This window comes from Microbacterium sp. zg.Y909 (assembly GCF_024626565.1).
This window is the reverse complement of record NZ_JANJFJ010000005.1, coordinates 1-18121: the sequence shown is the minus strand read 5'-3', so window position 1 is coordinate 18121 and position 18121 is coordinate 1. Positions and strand designations below refer to the sequence as shown.

At 70.6% G+C, this 18121-nt stretch carries 9 protein-coding genes and 2 pseudogenes; 8 read left to right on the top strand and 3 right to left on the bottom strand.

Features of this window, described 5'->3' with window-relative positions; all coding sequences use genetic code 11:
- Positions 1–303 (top strand): hypothetical protein, encoded by a 303-nt coding sequence (locus tag NQ160_RS00840; RefSeq protein WP_257513329.1) that lies wholly within the window; start codon positions 1–3, stop codon positions 301–303.
- A 5-nt stretch (positions 304–308) separates the two neighbouring features.
- Here NQ160_RS00840 and NQ160_RS00835 read toward each other — a convergent pair whose 3' ends face one another.
- Positions 309–1469: an acyl-CoA dehydrogenase family protein gene (locus tag NQ160_RS00835; protein ID WP_257513328.1), complete on the bottom strand. Its 1161-nt coding sequence runs from the start codon at positions 1467–1469 to the stop codon at positions 309–311.
- A gap of 66 nt (positions 1470–1535) precedes the next feature.
- Positions 1536–2891, bottom strand: coding sequence for an aldehyde dehydrogenase family protein (locus NQ160_RS00830; protein ID WP_257513327.1), 1356 nt, complete (start codon positions 2889–2891; stop codon positions 1536–1538).
- Between the two features lie 204 nt (positions 2892–3095).
- On the opposite strand from NQ160_RS00830, the gene NQ160_RS00825 reads away from it, so the two are divergent.
- On the top strand, positions 3096–4493 hold the full coding sequence (locus tag NQ160_RS00825) for an MFS transporter (RefSeq protein WP_257513326.1): 1398 nt from the start codon (positions 3096–3098) through the stop codon (positions 4491–4493).
- A gap of 51 nt (positions 4494–4544) precedes the next feature.
- Here NQ160_RS00825 and NQ160_RS00820 read toward each other — a convergent pair whose 3' ends face one another.
- Positions 4545–5300, bottom strand: a complete 756-nt coding sequence (locus NQ160_RS00820) for an IclR family transcriptional regulator (protein ID WP_308211423.1) — start codon at positions 5298–5300, stop codon at positions 4545–4547.
- Between the two features lie 96 nt (positions 5301–5396).
- Between NQ160_RS00820 and NQ160_RS00815 the strand changes: the two genes are divergently transcribed.
- From NQ160_RS00815 to NQ160_RS00790, 6 genes and pseudogenes are all read left to right on the top strand, one after another.
- Positions 5397–7583 (top strand): malate synthase G, encoded by a 2187-nt coding sequence (locus tag NQ160_RS00815; protein ID WP_257513325.1) that lies wholly within the window; start codon positions 5397–5399, stop codon positions 7581–7583.
- Positions 7584–7910: 327 nt separating this feature from the next.
- Positions 7911–8819, top strand: coding sequence for an Ltp family lipoprotein (locus NQ160_RS00810; RefSeq protein ID WP_257513324.1), 909 nt, complete (start codon positions 7911–7913; stop codon positions 8817–8819).
- A gap of 203 nt (positions 8820–9022) precedes the next feature.
- Positions 9023–15070, top strand: coding sequence for a pullulanase-type alpha-1,6-glucosidase (gene pulA / locus NQ160_RS00805; RefSeq protein WP_257513323.1), 6048 nt, complete (start codon positions 9023–9025; stop codon positions 15068–15070).
- Positions 15071–15159: 89 nt separating this feature from the next.
- Positions 15160–15936 (top strand): electron transfer flavoprotein subunit beta/FixA family protein, encoded by a 777-nt coding sequence (locus NQ160_RS00800; RefSeq protein WP_257513322.1) that lies wholly within the window; start codon positions 15160–15162, stop codon positions 15934–15936.
- A 14-nt stretch (positions 15937–15950) separates the two neighbouring features.
- A pseudogene (locus NQ160_RS00795) lies at positions 15951–16938 on the top strand (electron transfer flavoprotein subunit alpha/FixB family protein).
- A gap of 23 nt (positions 16939–16961) precedes the next feature.
- Positions 16962–18121 (top strand): annotated as a pseudogene (locus tag NQ160_RS00790) (cytochrome b/b6 domain-containing protein); the annotation flags it as partial.

Below are 18121 nucleotides of genomic sequence, written 5' to 3'. Positions count from 1 at the left end.
ATGCGAGTGATCGTGGACGCCGACGTCAGGATCGAGGATCCCGGCAATCTGACCGAACTGGCGGTCGTGAGCGACCTTCCCGCGGAGGAGATCGCCACGGCCCTGCGCGCAGCGGACCTGGGCGACACCGCCGGTGACCACGCGTGGCTGCGCTGTGCTGCGTTGGAGGAGCAGGGCGCGCTTCTCGTGGACGACCCGCAGTGGCGGCAGAGGTTCCAGGGGATGCTGGACTACGCGCGAAGGAAGGGCTGGATGGATGACCGTGGTGAAGCCGTGCGCGCACACATCACGGCCCGTGAGTGAGGGCATCACCGCCGCTGATCGAATCGCCTGCCTGTCATCTCCGACACGATCCGCATGCGCTGCATCATGGGCGTCCCGCCGGCGATCGCCCAGCCGTGCGCGTCGCGGTGCAGGCGTTCCAGTCCGTACTCCTCGGTGTACCCGTTGCCCCCGTGCACCTGGATCGCGAGGTCGGTGACCCGTTTCGCCATCTCGTTGGCCGTGCATTTCGCCAGTGACACATGCAGCGCGTTCGGCGCGCCGTCGTCGACGGATTTCGTCGCGCGCTCGATGAGCAGGCGCGCCGCCTCCACCTGCAGCAGCATGTCGGCGAGCATGATCTGGATGGACTGGAACTCGACGATGTCCTTGCCGAAAGCCTGTCGCTCCTGCGCATACCGGACGCTCTTGTCCAACGCGGCCTGTCCGAGTGCGAGGCTCATGGTCGCGTTGCCGAGTCGCTCGATGGAGAAGATCCCGAACAGTCTGCCGAAGTCACCCGCGGGTACCACGACGTTCTCGGGAGGGACGGCGACGTCATCGAAGATCACATCCGCTGAGGGGATGCCGCGGAATCCCATCAGCCGTTCGGGTGCGCCGAAGCGCAGGCCGGGCGTGCCCTTCTCCACCACCACGGCCCCGATCCCTTTGGAGCCCGGGGCATCGCTCAGCCGTGCGTACACCAGGTACAGGTCCGCTTCGCCGCCGTTGGAGATCCACCGCTTCGTCCCGTTGAGCACCAAGCCTTCCCTGGTCTCCCGTGCAAACGTGCGCATGTCCGTCGCCGCAGACCCGGCATCCGGCTCGCTGATGGCCACCGCCATCGTCCGCGCCCCGCTCACGATGTCGGGCAGCCATCGCTGCCTCTGCTCTTCTGACGCCAGCCGGGCGATCACCTGGGCGGGGCCGGTGTTCGCCTCGAAGATCTGGAAGGCAGCCGGACGGCAGACCTTCGCGAACTCTTCGATGACGGCGAGAGCATGCTCGAGCGGTGATCCCGATCCGCCGTACTGCTCGCCGTGGGCGATTCCGAGGAACCCGAGTTCGCCCAGCGCGCGCCGTTGCTCGATGCTGATGGGCGTCCGGGTCACATCCAGGTGCTCCGCCAGCGGAGCGTACACCTCCGCTGCCACGTCCGCCGCCAGCGCGCGGATCTGCCGCAGGTCATCCTCGGCGACGGCGGTCAAGTTGTCTCCAACGGATGAGCGCCCGAGGGCGAGGATGCGGGTTTCATCAGGTTCCTTCGCTCAGATTCAGGGCCGGTGTATCAGCTTGTTGTTGAGGAACTGATAGAGCCCCTCTCGTCCGAGTTCGGTGCCGTAGCCCGACTGCTTCGTTCCGCCGAACGGCAGCCGCGCTTCGGTGCCCGCGGCGTGGTTGATCCACACCATCCCGGTGTCGATCTGCCGCGCGACACGTTCGGCTCTGACCGGATCCGCGCTGAACACCGACCCGCCCAAGCCGTAGCGAGTGTCGTTGGCGAGTCGCACGGCATCCGCATCGTCCGCCGCGGAGAACACCATCGGGACCGGGCCGAAGATCTCCTCGCCGTAGAGCGGGTTCGTCGGTGCCACGTCGGTCAGGATCGTGGGCTGCACGAAGGCGCCTGTCGTCGGTACGGCGGCGCCCGCCTCGATCGCGGTGGCACCGCCCGCGACGGCCGTTTCGATCTGGGCCTTCACGGTGTCAGCCTGTGACTGCGAGGACAGCGGGCCCAGGGTGACGTCGGGGTCTGTGGGATCGCCGGCGACGAGTGTCTCGCAACGCTGCAGGTACAGGCGCAGGAAGTCGTCGTAGCGCGCCGCGGCGACGATGATGCGCTTGGGGGAGACGCACGTCTGCCCGCAGAGGCGGAAGCGGCTCATCGCGTGGGTGACCGCGAGATCCAGGTCGGCGTCGTCGAGCACGACCATGGGGTCGGAGCCGCCGAGTTCGAGCACCGCGGGCGTGACCGCGGTGCCTGCCTCAGCGGCGACCAGCTTGCCGGCGGCGTCGCTGCCGGTGAACGTGACTCCTCGCACCCGTGGGTCGCGGATGATCCGCGAGGTCTGCTCATGCGTGGCGTACACGTTGGTGAACACGCCGGCGGGGAAGCCTGCGTCACGGAAGACCGACTCGATCGCACGAGAGCACTGCGGCACGATGCTGGCGTGCTTGAGGATCACGACGTTGCCTGCGACCAGGTTCGGTGCCACTGCGCGGGCGAGTTGGTAGTACGGCACGTTCCATGGCTCGATCGCGAGGACGATCCCCGCCGGTTCCCGGACGATCTTCGCGCCGTCACCGAGGGGTTCGGCGGCGAGGAACTCCGCCGCATGCGTCGCGTAGTAATCGAGGATGCCGGGTGCGACCGTCGACGCATGCGCGAGTGAGATCGCGGTGGTCATCCCCATCTCGAGCGTCGCGAGGCGGGCCAGCTCTTCGTCGCGCTCCCGCATGAGCGTGGCGGCACGACGCAGCATCGACGCCCTGTCGGCGACGGGGGTGGCCGCCCAGGCAGCGAATGCGGTGTGCGCAGCCGCGAGCGCGGCGTCGACCTCGGCGTCGGTCGCGGAGGGGAACTCCGCGACGACCTCGCCGGTGAACGGGTTGGTGGATGCGTACGCCATCGAGGCTCCTTCGCCGCCGCGGACGGTCATGGTTCGGAGCGAGGGTGCGTCGCATGGACACGTCACCGGATCCGATAGTTGATATAGTATCAGCACCGATCTCACTGGCGGAAGAGGCGGATGATGGGTCGATCGGGGTCGCGGGGCGACGAGGCCATCCGGCGGCCGTGCACGGGTCTTCTGGTGCGGACGAGGGAGGCCTGAGTGCCCACTTCCGGGGTTGCCGGCAGTCGCCGTCGTCTCATCCTGGCGCTGGCGATCGCCGGGTTCAGCCACGGGCTCATGCAGTCGTTCCTCAACCCGCTTCTCCCGACGTTGCGACACGAATACGGGGCGAGCGCCGCCGCCACGGCGTGGCTGGTGACGGCATTCCTCCTGGCATCCTCGATCGCCATGCCCATCGCGGGGCGGCTCGGTGACATGTTCGGCCGCGCGCGGGTCCTTCGGATCGTCATGCTCGTCTTCACGGCCGGCACTCTCGTCGCAGCGGTTGCGGACACCTACGTGATGATGCTCGTCGCGCGCGTGATCCAGGGGGCGGCGGGGGCGCTGTTCCCGCTGGCATTCGGGCTTCTTCGGGAACGGCTCAGCGAGCGCGCGATGGTCGGCGGGATCGGGGTGGTGTCGTCGACGGTCGCCGTCGGCAGCGGGGTCGCCGTTGTCGTCGCCGGACCCCTCGTCGCCGGGGCGGGGCTGAGAAGCGTCTTCGTGATCGCTGCGGTGGTGGTGGCACTCGCCACCGTCTTGGTCTGGGTGCTCATTCCCCAAGGAACGAAGCGCGCGAATCGGGGGAGCGTCGATGTCGTCGGCGCCGTTCTGCTCGCGGTGTGGCTGACCGGTCTTCTGGTGTGCGTGACGCAGGGTGCGTCGTGGGGGTGGTCCTCGCCGCTGACCATCGCGTCCCTCTTGGTTTCGATGGGTGCGTTCACGCTCTGGGTCGCGGTGGAGCGCCGTGCGGATGCTCCGATCGTCGACATGCGCCTGCTCGGGACGCCCACCGTCGTCTGGGCGAACCTGCTGGCATTCCTCTTCGGCTTCCTGCTGTTCGCCGGAATGATCGCGGTGCCGGCATTCGTGCAGTCGCCTCGGCAGGGTGGTTTCGGCTTCGGGGCGACGATCGCGGACACCGCGATCTACCTGTTGCCGCAGACCGTGCTCTTCCTCGTGATGAGCCTGCTCGCGTCGACGATGTATCGGTGGCCGGGTTCTCGCGTCAGCATCCTCCTGGGCGTTGCGTTCGCGCTCGCCGGCGCGGGCAGCTTTGCGGTGTGGCACCAGGCGCCGTATCAGGTGATCATCGCGTCGGCATTGATGGGCGTCGGAATCGGGCTGATCTATGCCCATCTGACGTCCGTCATCGTCTCGAGTGTGCCGGAGAGCGAGGTGGGATCGGTCAGTGGTATGAACACGAACGTGCGCAACATCGGCGGGGCGTTCGGCGCGCAGGTCTGCGGCGGATTGATCGCTCTCGGGGGCGATCGGGGCTTCACCATGACCTTCATGGCGATGGCGGCCGTAGCGGTGCTGGCGCTGATTCCGGCACTGTGCATCGTGGCGAGACGTCGCGGGCCCGGAGGCGCGGCAGCGGCAGCGACAGCGTGACCGTGCGCGGATGGTGCGTGCGCGCAGAAGGGGTGGCCCGTTGCCCGGCGCTCAGCCGGGCACGGCGGTGCGCAGCGTGGCGACCGCGTCGCGCAGCGCCTGCACGGCGCCGGGCGCGGACTCGAGCGTCACGCGCACCTCTGGTCCCGAGACCGACACTGCCGCAGGCAGGGCCATGCCCGGCACCGCCACGGCGAAGCACCGCACGCCGACCTCCTGCTCGCCCTCGTCGATCGCGTAACCGCGCTCGCGGATCGTGCCGAGTTCCGCGAGCAGGTCCTCCTCGGTCCGCAGGGTGGTGTCGGTGAACCCCGGCATCCCGGTTCGACGGACGAGGGCCAGCACGTCGGCGTCGGGCAGCTGCGCGAGCAGCGCCTTGCCCACGCCGGTGGCGTGCGGGAAGACCCGCCGCCCCACCTCGGTGAACATGCGCATCTGATGCTTCGAGGGCGCCTGCGCGACGTAGGTGGCCATGTCGCCGTCGAGCACCGCGAAGTTCGCGCTCTCCTGCGTCGCCTCGCTGAGGGCGACCAGGGCCGGCTTCGCCCAGCCCGACAGACGCCGCGTGGCGGCTTCGCCGAGCCGGATCAGGCCGGGGCCGAGCGTGTACCGGCGTGAGGGCAGCTGCATGACGTACCCGCGGGCGGCGAGGGTGCGCAGCAACCGGTGGATCGTCGCGGGCGGCAGCGACAGTGCGGCGGCGATCTCGCCGACCCCCGCTTCGCCGCCGAGCATCGCGAGGGTCTCCAGGAGATCGAGCGTGCGGGCCACCGACTGCACGCCCGGTGCGGGGCTGTTCTCCGTCACGAATCCACTTCCATTCCGCTGTGTGGAATGAGCATTCCACACAGTGATGCGGACCTGGTAGTTTCGACGACAATCCCACCGAGAGGCAGAGTCGCCATGGACACCACGAGCACCGCTCGACAGCAGCGCGCAGACCTGAGCGTCGCGACGCCGCTCCTCGCCTTCGCCGAGGAGGCGCTCGCCGCACAGGGGATGGATGCCGACGGATTCTGGGCCGGCGTCAGCGCGCTCCTGCGCGACCTGACGCCCCGAAACCGCGAGCTGCTCGACGAGCGCGACCGGCTGCAGGCGCAGATCGACGACTACCACCGGACCAACCCGGGGCTGCCCGACCCGGTCGAGTACCGGGCGTTCCTCGAGCGCATCGGCTACCTCCTGGAGCAGCCCGAGCCCTTCAGCATCCGCACCGAGAACGTCGACCCCGAGATCGCAACCCTGGCCGGCCCCCAGCTGGTGGTGCCGCTGCTGAACGCGCGCTTCGCCGTCAACGCCGCCAACGCGCGCTGGGGCTCCCTCTACGACGCGCTCTACGGCACCGACGCGATCCCCGAGGACGGGGACCTGGCGCGCGGCGCGGAGTACAACCCGCAGCGCGGTGCGGCAGTCATCGCCTACGGCCGCCGTCTGCTCGACGAGGTCGCGCCCCTCACCCGTGGCTCGCACGCCGATGCGGAGTCCTACCGCGTCGAGGACGGCCGCCTGCTGGTGGCCGTGGCGGGGGAGGATGCCGCTCTGCAGCATGCCGACGCCTTCGCCGGGTACACCGGCGACGCGGCCCAGCCGTCGTCGGTGCTGCTGCGCCACCACGGCCTGCACCTGGATGTGCTGATCGACCGCGCCGGGCGCATCGGCGCCACCGACCGGGCGGGCATCGACGACATCGTCGTGGAGTCGGCGCTGACGACGATCATGGACCTCGAGGACTCCGTCGCTGCGGTGGATGCCGACGACAAGGCGCTCGGCTACCGCAACTGGCAGGGGCTGGTGACCGGCGCGCTCACCGCCGAGCTCGTCAAGAACGGCCGCTCCTTCACGCGCCGCATGAACGACGACCGCCGCTACACGGCGCCCGACGGGTCGAACTTCACCCTCCCCGGCCGTTCGCTGCTGCTCGTGCGCAACGTCGGGCACCTGATGACGACGGACGCCATCACGGATGCCGCGGGGGAGCCGGTGCCCGAAGGCATCCTCGATGCGATCATGACGGCCGTCGGCGCGCTGCCCGACCTGCGCGGCGACCGGGCGGGAACGAACTCCCGCACCGGGTCGCTGTACATCGTGAAGCCGAAGATGCACGGGCCGGCGGAGGTCGCCTTCACCGTGGAGCTGTTCTCCCGCGTCGAGGACCTGCTGGGTCTGCCGGAGAACACCCTCAAGGTCGGCATCATGGACGAGGAGCGGCGCACCACCCTCAATCTGCGCGCGGCGATCGCCCAGGCAGCGGACCGCATCGTCTTCATCAACACCGGGTTCCTCGACCGCACCGGCGACGAGATCCACACCTCGCTGCACGCCGGCCCCGTGGTGCCCAAGGCCGCCATCAAGGCCCAGCCGTTCCTCGGCGCGTACGAGGACGCCAACGTGGATGCCGGGCTCGGCGCCGGGTTCATCGGCCGCGCCCAGATCGGCAAGGGGATGTGGGCCATGCCCGACCTCATGCACGACATGCTCGAGCAGAAGATCACACAGGTGCGCTCCGGCGCCACGACGGCGTGGGTTCCCTCGCCCACCGCGGCCACTCTGCACGCCCTGCACTACCACCAGGTCGACGTCGCCGAGGTGCAGCGGACCGTCGCGGAGCGGCCCCTGCGGGGCATCGACGACATCCTGATCCCGCCGCTGCAGACAGAGCCGCTCGGCCGCGACGCGGTGCTGGCCGAGGTCGACAACAACGTGCAGTCGATCCTCGGGTACGTGGTGCGGTGGATCGACCAGGGCGTCGGATGCTCGAAGGTCCCCGACATCAACGGCATCGCGCTGATGGAGGACCGGGCCACGCTCCGCATCTCGAGCCAGCTGCTGGCGAACTGGCTCGCGCACGGTGTCATCGACACCGATGACGTCGACCGCAGCCTCGAGAAGCTCGCGGCGGTCGTCGACGCGCAGAATGCCGGCGATCCCGACTACGAGCCGCTGCTCGACGACGAGGGGCATGGCCGCGGTATCGCGTTCGAGTCCGCCCGCCGCCTCATCCTCGAAGGCGCCGCGCAGCCCAACGGCTACACCGAGCCGATCCTGCACGAGATGCGCCGCCGCAAGAAGGCCGCGCTCGCCGGCGAGTGAGCGCGAGCGGCGCCGGGTGGATGCTCGGCGCCGCGAGCGGGTGTTCACGGGGGGAGCGAGTGGGCATTCGCGGGCCCGTGAGTAGTCGACCCGCGAGTGAGGAGACGACGTCGCGAGCGAGCTGGCTCGGGGCGCCGAATGCCGTAGTCGGGGTTCGCTCATCGCGATCCTGCTCGGTCGTCGAAGCGGTTCCGACACGTTCGCGTTGCACGCTCCCGGATCGTGGAACGCCTCAATGTCGGAGGTCTGGTGTGTCCTGTTCTACTGGCCATCGGCCGGTGGCGCACACCTGGGGGTGTTCGCCTCGTACGACCAGAGAGTCCTGTCATGTCCGAGAACAGCAACAACACCCATACGCACGCCGACACCCCGAACGGGCAGCCGCCGGCGGGCTGGTATCCCGATCCGCAGAACCCTGAGGGCAGGCGCTACTGGGACGGCGTCGCGTGGACCGAGCACGCGTCGGTGCGGGACGCTTCCGGCGCGCTCGTGAATCCGCCGGTCCCGTCTGCGGCCGTAGCCTCTGAGGCCGGCGCCGCGACCGTCTCCGCGAAGCGCGGGCTGCCCAAGCTGAAGTGGTGGCAGTGGGCACTCATCGCCCTGGCGGTCCTCACGCTGATCAGCATCATCACCAATGGCATCTCTGGCGGCAGCGGGACCGCGGACGACGTGTCGTCCGACAAACCGGCCGCCGTCGCCGAGAAAGCGGAGGTGGAGGAGGCCGTCGTCGAGGAAGAGCCGGAGGACACCACGGTTGCCGTGCCTGACGTCGTCGGGAAGTCGGTGGCCGAGGCACGCGCCGCCGTCGAGGCCGCCGGGCTCGTGTTCGTGGCGGATGCCGGCGCCGGCGAGGACTGGGTGATCCTTTCCCAGAACTTGAGGGGTTCCGCTGAGGCGGAGCCGGGCACAGAGATCACGGTGACGGCCGAGGCACCCAAGCCCGTCTACACGCTGGCCCAGCAGAACGCGATCCGCAAGGCGCAGTCGTACCTGGAACTCACCGGGTTCTCGCGCGCCGGACTCATCGGCCAGCTGGAGTACGAGGGTTTCTCGACAGAGGAAGCCACCTTCGGCGCCGACAACGCCGGCGCCGACTGGAACGCCGAGGCGGCTGAGAAGGCTGCGAGCTACCTCGAACTCTCGTCGTTCTCGCGGCAGTCGCTCTACGACCAGCTCGCGTACGAGGGATTCACCGACGCGGAGATCCAGTTCGGCCTCGCGGCGGTCGGCTACTGACAGCGTTTTGGGGGAGGCCGCCGCTTGGGTGGCGGCCTCCCTTCGCATCCTACGAAGCGCGGAGAAGTAGCTCGACTGATGCCACCCGTGGACATGAGCGGACTCTCATGAGCGCCCGCCGGAACCGCCCGCAGCGCGTCGGTGCCCGCTGCTAGCGTCGGAAGGACCCCCGGTACATCGCCGTGCCCTTCCCAGGAGTGACCGTGCCACAGACGTCCCCCTCCCGTGCCCGCCGCCTGCTGGCATCCCTCGCCGCGGGCGCCCTGATCCTCACCGGATCGGTCGTCGCGACCGCAGCACCGGCGCTCGCCGCCGACCGCACGTTCGCCCTCGTCGGCAGCCTGCAGAACGAGCTGGGATGCTCCGACGACTGGCAGCCCGACTGCGCCGCGACCGAGCTCGCGGCAACCGACGAGGCGGGCATCTTCGCGGCCGAGTTCGAGGTGCCCGCAGGCAGCTACGAGTACAAGCTCGCCGTCAACGACACCTGGGATGAGGCGTACGGACTCGACGGTGGTGCGGACAACATCCCGCTGACCATCGACGGCCCGGCGACCCTGCGCTTCGTCTTCGACGACACCACCCACCGTGTGGGCCTCGAAGCGCTCAGCGTCCGCGGCGACTACGACGGAGACATCGACGGCGACCTGGTCGCCCCGCCGGTGCGTCAGCCGGGCTCCGCCGAGCAGTTCTACTTCGTGATGACCGATCGCTTCGCCAACGGCGACCTCGGCAACGACACCGGCGGCATCGAGGGCGACCGCTTCGCGCACGGCTTCGACCCGACCGACAAGGGCTTCTACAACGGCGGCGACCTCGCAGGCCTGCGCTCACAGCTCGACTACATCGCCGGCCTCGGCACCACGGCGATCTGGCTCACCCCCAGCTTTGCCAACCGGCCGGTGCAGGGCGAAGGGGCGGATGCCAGTGCCGGCTACCACGGCTACTGGATCACCGACTTCACGCAGATCGACCCGCACCTGGGCACCAACGCCGAGCTCGAGGCCCTCATCGCCGAGGCGCACGCGCAGGACATCAAGGTCTACTTCGACATCATCACGAACCACACCGCCGACGTCATCGGCTACGAAGAGGGCGTCTACGACTACGTCGACGCGGCGACCGAGCCGTACCGCGATGCCGCGGGCAACGCCTTCGACCCCGCCGACTACGCCGGTACCGGCGACTTCCCCGCCCTCGACGCCGCCACGAGCTTCCCGTACACCCCGGTCGTGGACCCCGCCCTGCAGGACGCGAAGACCCCCGCGTGGCTGAACGACCCGACGCTGTACCACAACCGCGGAAACACGGTCTGGGAGGGCGAGTCGGTGACGCTCGGCGACTTCGACGGGCTCGACGACCTCATGACCGAGCACCCCACGGTCGTCGACGGCTTCGTCGACGTCTACCAGGACTGGATCGACCTCGGCATCGACGGCTTCCGCATCGACACCGTCAAGCACGTGAACCCGGAGTTCTGGGAGCAGTGGTCCACCGAGGTGCTGGACTACGCCCGCGATGTCGCAGGCAAGCCCGACTTCTTCATGTTCGGGGAGGTGTACGACGCCGACCCCGCCAAGCTCGCGCCCTACGTGCGCGACACCGACATGAACTCGGTGCTCGACTTCGCGTTCCAGTCCGCCGCGGTCGGCTACGCCGCCGGCAACAGCGCGCGCGGCCTGCAGTCCCTGTACGCCGGCGACGACCGCTACACGACCCCGGATTCGTCCGCGACGGCCCTCCCCACCTTCCTCGGCAACCACGACATGGGCCGCGTCGGTTACCTGCTGCAGTCGGCCCCCGACGCGCTGCAGCGAGACCTGCTCGCCCACGAGCTGATGTTCTTCGGCCGCGGGCAGCCCGTCGTCTATTACGGCGACGAGCAGGGCTTCGCCGGTCCCGGCGGCGACAAGAGCGCCCGCCAGACCCTCTTCGCCAGCGCCGTGCCCGAGTACACCGACCAGAACCTGATCACCGGCGAGGTCGCCGGCGCGGTCGACCGTTACGACATGGCCGCACCGATCTACACGCACATCGCCACCCTCGCCGAGCTGCGCGAGGAGCACCCCGCCCTCGTCACCGGCGCGCAGATCGAGCGCCACGCCGACAGTGGCGCCGGCGTGTACGCGTTCTCCCGCGTCGACCGCGACGAGAAGGTCGAATACCTCGTCGCGCTGAACAACACCGCCGCCCCCGCGACGGCGCAGATCCCGACCCTCACCGCCGACGCCGGTTTCGCCCCGGTGTACGGCACCGACTCCGCCGTCACGAGCGGCGCCGATGCCGTGGCCGAGGTCACCGTGCCCGCGCTGTCCGCCGTCGTCTACCGCGCCGACACCCCCGTCACCGACCCCGCCGGCGCCCCCGCAATCAGCGTCGCGGCCCCGACGCCCGGCGCCGCACTGAGCGGGTCCGTCGCCGTCTCGGCCGACGTCGACGACACCACCTGGCAGGAGACGAGCTTCGCCTGGCGCGTGGTCGGCTCCGATGAGTGGCAGCCGCTCGGCACCGCCGAGAGCACCAGCCCGCGCGTCTTCCACGACATCCGCGACCTCGCCCCGGGCACGCTCGTGGAGTACCGGGCCGTCACGACGGATGCCGGCGGCGACCGCGCCGCGGCATCCACCTACGCCTCCGTGGGCAACGCCGTCTCGCTCGAGGTCCCCGAAGAGCCCGAGCAGCCGATCGACATGGTGACGATCGCCGGCAGTCTCAACTCCGAGCTCGGCTGCCCTGGCGACTGGACCCCCGGCTGTGAAGCGGCGAACCTGACGCTCGGCGCCGACGGCATCTGGGCGCGCACGTTCGACCTGCCCGCCGGCGACTACGAGTACAAGGCCGCGCTCAACGGCTCGTGGGATCTCAACTACGGCGCCGGTGGCGTGGCGAACGGCGCGAACATCGCGATCTCGCACCCCGGCGGGGCCATCTCGTTCTACTTCGACCCGCGCAGCAACATCGTGCAGTCCAGCGCCGAGGGGCCCATCGTCACCCTCCCCGGCTCCGTGCAGAGCGAGCTCGGCTGCGCCGGCGACTGGATGCCGGAGTGCCTGGCGACCCTCATGGCCGACGCCGACCGCGACGGGGTGTACGAGTTCACCACCGATGCGATCCCCGCCGGCGCATACGAGATCAAGGTCGCGCACGGCCTCAGCTGGGACGAGAACTACGGTGTCGGCGGCGCCCCTGGTGGCGCGAACTACGCGTTCACCGTCGCCGACGGGACCACGGTCGTCTTCCGCTACACCCTGGCGACCCACGTGCTCGAGATCGACGTCGCCGACCCGCCGCTTGCGGGTGTCGGCCAGTCCCGTGCGCACTGGATCGACGCCGAGACCCTCGCGTGGCCCGCCGACCTGGGCGCCGATCCGGCGGATGCCACGTGGCAGCTGCACGCCTCGACCGACGCGTCACTGGTCGTCACCGACGACGGGGTCGCCGGCGGCGAGAGCTTCGACCTCGAGCGCGTCGACGGCGGCCTCACCGAGGCCCAGCGCGAGCGGTTCCCGGCGCTGGCCGGGTTCGTCGCACTGCGCGTCGCCGATGCGGATGCCGCCGGCGAGCTGCTGCGCGGCCAGCTGATGGTGTCGCAGCAGGACGGCGACGGCATGCTCGCCGCGGCCACGGGCGTGCAGATCCCGGGCGTGCTCGACGACCTCTACGCCGACGCGGCCGCCGACGCGGACCTCGGCGTGACGTTCCGCGGCAACAAGCCCACCTTCCGGCTGTGGGCCCCGACCGCGCAGTCGGTCACCCTGCTGACGTGGGACGGGCCCACCGGCCACACCGCCCGCGACGAAGGCACGCCGACGCGGCACGAGGCGGCGCGCGATGCGGCATCCGGTGTCTGGGAGGTGGCGGGCAAGCGCGACCTCAAGGGTGACGAGTTCCTGTGGGAGGTCGTGGTCTACGCCCCCGAGACCGGGGCGATCGAGACCAACCTCGTCACCGATCCGTACTCGCATGCGCTCACGACGAATTCGGTGCGGTCGGTCGCGATCGACCTGGCCGACAAGCAGTGGCGCCCGCGGGCGTGGGAGCGCACGAAGGCGCCCGTGATCGATCGCCCCGTGGACCGGGCCATCTACGAGCTGCACGTGCGCGACTTCTCCATCACCGACACGTCGGTGCCCGAGGCGGAGCGGGGCACCTACCGGGCCTTCACCCGCGACAGTGCCGGAACCCAGCAGCTGCGGCAGCTGGCGGATGCCGGCATCAACACTGTGCACCTGCTCCCCACCTTCGACATCGCCACGATCGAGGAGAACCGCGCAGCGCAGGCGCAGCCCGCGTGCGACCTGGCGTCGTTCGGCCCGGCATCCGCCGAGCAGCAGGCGTGCGTCGAGGCGATCGCCGACGCCGACGGCTTCAACTGGGGCTACGACCCCTACCACTTCACCGCTCCCGAAGGCTCGTACGCCGTCGACCCCGAGGGTGGAGCACGCGTGCACGAGTTCCGCGAGATGGTGGGCGCCCTTCACGGCATGGGCCTGCAGGTCGTCCTCGACCAGGTGTTCAACCACACCGCGCAGTCGGGTCAGGGGGAGAAGTCGGTGCTCGACCGGGTCGTCCCCGGCTACTACCACCGACTGAACCTCACCGGCGGCGTCGAGACGTCCACCTGCTGCCAGAACGTCGCCACCGAGCACGAGCTGGCCGAGAAGCTGATGGTCGATTCCGTCGTCACCTGGGCGCGCGACTACAAGGTCGACGGGGTCCGGTTCGACCTCATGGGGCACCACTCGACGGCGAACATGCAGGCCGTCCGCGACGCCCTCGACGCGCTCACGATGAAGAAGGACGGCGTCGACGGGTCGAAGGTCTACCTCTACGGCGAGGGATGGAACTTCGGCGAGGTCGCCGACGACGCCCTGTTCCCGCAGGCACGGCAGGGGAACCTCGGCGGCACCGGCATCGGCACCTTCAGCGACCGGCTGCGGGATGCCGTGCACGGCGGCAGCCCGGTGGCAGGCGAGACGGTGCAGCAGCAGGGATTCGGCACGGGCCTCGGCACCGACCCGAACGGCAACCCGATCAACGGCACCCCGGAGCAGGCGCTGGCCGACCTCGCGCACCAGACCGACCTGGTGAAGCTGGGGCTCGCCGGCAACCTGCGGGACTTCACCCTCACCGACTCCACCGGCACCGTGCGCGCCGGGGACGAGCTCGACTACCGCGGTGCTCCCGCCGGGTACGCGGAGCAGCCCGAAGAGATCATCACCTACGTCGACGCGCACGACAACGAGACGCTCTACGACCTTTCGGTGCTGAAGCTCCCCGCAGACACGCCCATGGCCGACCGGGTGCGCATGAACACGCTGTCGCTGGCGACGACCGCCTTCGCGCAGACGCCGTCGTTCTGGCATGCCGGCACCGAGCTGCTGCGCTCGAAGTCGCTCGACCGCAACAGCTACAACTCCGGCGACTGGTTCAACCGCATCGACTGGACCGGGCAGGAGTCGACGTTCGGCTCCGGGCTGCCCCGCGCCGCCGACAACGAGGACAAGTGGCCGATCATGGCGCCGCTGCTGGCCGATCCCGCGCTCAAGCCCGCGGCATCCGACATCGCCGCGGCCGAGGCCGCCGCGCTCGACCTGCTGCGCGTGCGCGAGGAGGTCGGGCTGCTGCGCCTCGGCTCGGCGGAGCTGATCGAGCAGAAGGTGTCGTTCCCCGGCAGCGGACCGGATGCCGCCCCCGGCGCGCTGGTCATGCTGATCGACGACCGGGTGGGTCCCGATGCCGATCGCGGACTCGAGGGCGCGCTCGTGGCCTTCAACGCCTCGCCCGAGCCGATCACGCAGACGCTCCCTGAGCTGTCGGGTCGTGCGTTCGCGCTCACTCCCGCGATGGCGAACGGTGCGGACCCCGTCGTGAAGACGACGACATGGGACGCGGCAGCCGGCACCCTCACCGTTCCGCCGCGCACGGCCGTCGTGCTGGTGGAGCGTGAGCCGGTCGCGACCTCCGTGGCTGCCGTGGCGGACCGGGTGCTCGTGAAGGCGGGCCAGAAGGTCACGGTGACCGCGTGGGTGTCCAGCGCCGACCGCAGTGCGCCGGTGGGAACCGTGACCGTCTCGGACGGTGGGCGGGTGCTGGCCACGGCGGACGTCCCCGCTTCGGCGCGGGGGAAGGTCTCCGTGGCGCTGCCGGCGCTCCCGCGCGGGCTGCACCTGCTGCGGGTGTCCTTCTCGGGGGGCGCCGCGCACGGCGACTCGCGCGCGGTATTGCCGGTGCCGGTCGTCGTGTTCTGAGCGCGCCGCCCGGCCCCGGCGCCCGATTCGAGCCGGTCATCGGCGTGCGCGGGAATTGTATAGAATCGACCGAGGCGTGAGGAGAGTCAATGAAGATTGTCGTGCTGGTGAAAGAGGTTCCGGACACCTACGGTGACCGCAAGCTGAACCTCGAGACCGGGTTGGCGGACCGCGATGCCGGTGAGCGGGTGCTCGATGAGATCGGCGAGCGGTCCCTCGAAGTCGCGCTGAGCTACGCCGACAAGAACCCCGGCACCGAAGTGGTCGTGCTCTCGATGGCGCCGGAGGCGTCGGCCGCGACCATCCGCAAGGGACTCGCGATGGGTGCGGCATCCGCTGTGCAGATCGTCGACGGCGCCCTCGCCGGTGCCGACCTGGGTCTCACCGCGGAGGTGCTGGCCGCTGCCGTCAAGCGCGCGGGCTTCGACCTCGTGATCACCGGCAACCAGTCCACCGACGGCTCCGGCGGTGTCATCGGTGCGATGATCGCCGAGCACCTGGGGGTGCCGCACGCGACCGCCCTCGCCGCCGTCGAGATCTCCGAGGCATCCGTTTCGGGCACGCGCGTGACCGACGCCGGCACCGCCCGCGTCACCGCCCCCCTGCCCGCCGTCATCTCGGTGACCGAGGCCCTCCCCGACGCCCGATTCCCCAACTTCAAGGGCATCATGGCGGCGAAGAAGAAGCCGTTCGAGACGGTCTCGCTGGCCGACCTCGGTGTGGATGCCGGCGTCGACACCGTCGCGCGGTCCATCATGACCGTCGTGAGCGAGAAGCCGCCGCGTTCGGCGGGCGTGAAGATCACTGACGAGGGCGATGCGGGCGACAAGCTCGCGGCGTTCCTCATCGAAAACCGGCTGGCCTGAGGGGTATCGGCATCATGACTGACTTCGCTGCAGATTCGATCCTCGTCCACCTCGACGTGCTGCCCAGCGGTGAGCTGGCCAAGTCCGCCGCCGGCCTGCTGGGAGCCGCCGCATCGGTGGGCACCCCCGTGGCCGTGATCGTCGCCGGTGCCGAGCGCCACGACGAGCTCGCCGCGGCGGCCGGTGCCCTCGGCGCACAGGCGGTGCTCGTGGCCGACCTCGGCGGCGCCGACGCTGACTGTCCCGCACGTGGACGCCCTCGCCGCCGCTGCCGACCTCGTGCAGCCCGACGCCGTGCTCATCTCCAACTCCATCGAGGGCCGCGACATCGCCGCGCGCTTCGCCGCCCGCACGAAGCGCGCGCTGTCGGTCGACGCCGTCGGGGTCGCCCGCGACGATGAGGGCGTGCTGGCTCAGCACTCCGTCTACGGCGGTGCGTACAACGTCACGTCGGCGCCCACTTTCGGCGCCTACGTCATCACGGTGCGTCAGGGCGCCGTCGACGCCCGCGCCGAGGCCGTCGCCTCGCCGGCCGTCACGGCGCTGCAGGTCACCCCCTCCGGAGCGCCTGCCGCCGTCATCGAATCGTTCGAAGAGGCCGTCGTCGCCTCGACCCGGCCCGAGTTGCGCGGCGCCGGCAAGGTCGTCTCGGGCGGCCGCGGGCTGGGGTCGGGGGAGCAGTTCGCGCTCGTGGAGCAGCTCGCCGACACTCTCGGGGCCGCCATCGGTGCCTCCCGAGCCGCGGTGGATGCCGGCTACGTGCCCTACTCCTACCAGGTCGGCCAGACCGGAGTATCGGTGTCGCCGCAGCTGTATGTCGCTCTCGGCATCTCCGGAGCGATTCAGCACAAGGCCGGCATGCAGACCGCCAAGACCATCGTCGCCATCAACAAGGACGCCGACGCCCCGATCTTCGACATCGCCGACTTCGGCGTGGTGGGCGACCTCTTCCAGGTCGTCCCGCAGCTGATCGCGGCGCTCGAGGCGAACAAGGCCAAGTAGCCGTGGCGACATACGGGCGAACGGTGCGCCGGGGCCTTCCGCGGGTGTCCGGGGGAGAGCCGTGGCCGCCTGCCGGTGACGCTCCGGCGACGCTCGCGGGTGCAGCTTCCGACGCGGGTGTCGGCGCCTCCGCTGCGGCTGAGGTCCCCGCTGCGGCTGAGGTCCACGCTCCGGCTGCGGTTCCCGCCGCGCCCGCGGCTCCCGCTGCCGAATCCGTGGCCACGGCGGCGTCCGACCCCGCCCAGCCGGCACCCACTGCCGACCCCCAGCCAGCTCAGCCGCAGGACGCGACCGGCGAACCGACCCGGTCGGGCTCGACGCTGCGCCGCGGCCTGCCGCGGGTGCCGGGTGGCGAGCCCTGGCCGCCTGCAGGCTCCGGTCCGGCTGCTCTCGCGGCCGCGGCCGCACCCGCCCCGACCGCAGCGACCCCGGTCGCGCCCACCGAGGCGAGCGCGACTCCTGCACCAGCCGCTGCGCCCGCGCCCGCCGCTGCGCCCGCTGCTGCCGCTGCTGCCGCCACGACGGCCGCGGGCGGCGACGCCGTTCCGCTGCGCCGCGGTCTGCCGCGCGTCGTCGGAGGCGACCCCTGGCCGCCCGCCGGCACCGCGCAGCCTCGCGCGGTGAGCGCTCCGACCGAGGCCGCCCCGGTCTCCGCTGAGGCCCCAGCGGCCCCGACGGAGACAGCCGCACCGGCAGCCGCCGCCGCGGCCACGGCACCTGCCTCCGTGCCTGCGGCGTCCGTCGCATCCGCTGCCGCGGCATCCACCGCCGTCGCGACCGGACCGCGCCCGCCGCTCACCGTGCCGCGCACGGTGTGGCCGGGTGCTGCGGCATCCCGTCGTCCGGCCCCGAAGCCCGAACCCCGCCGCATCGGACCGTTCACCCGCGGCCAGTGGGCCGGTGTGTTCATCGTCGGCGGCGGCGCCCTGCTGGTCGCCGCGGCGATGGCGGTCTTCTTCGTGCGGTGGTTCCTGAGCCTGGAGTTCATGCAGGAGTTCCTCGCCACCTACCCCGGCGAGTACCACCTGCCCGAGGGCGCCCCCATCGGGTTCCCTGCGTGGCTCGGGTGGCAGCACTTCTTCAACGCCTTCCTCATGGTGCTGATCATCCGCACCGGCTTGCAGGTGCGCACCGAGAAGCGGCCCACCGTGTTCTGGACGCCGCGCCGCGACAAGAAGGGCAA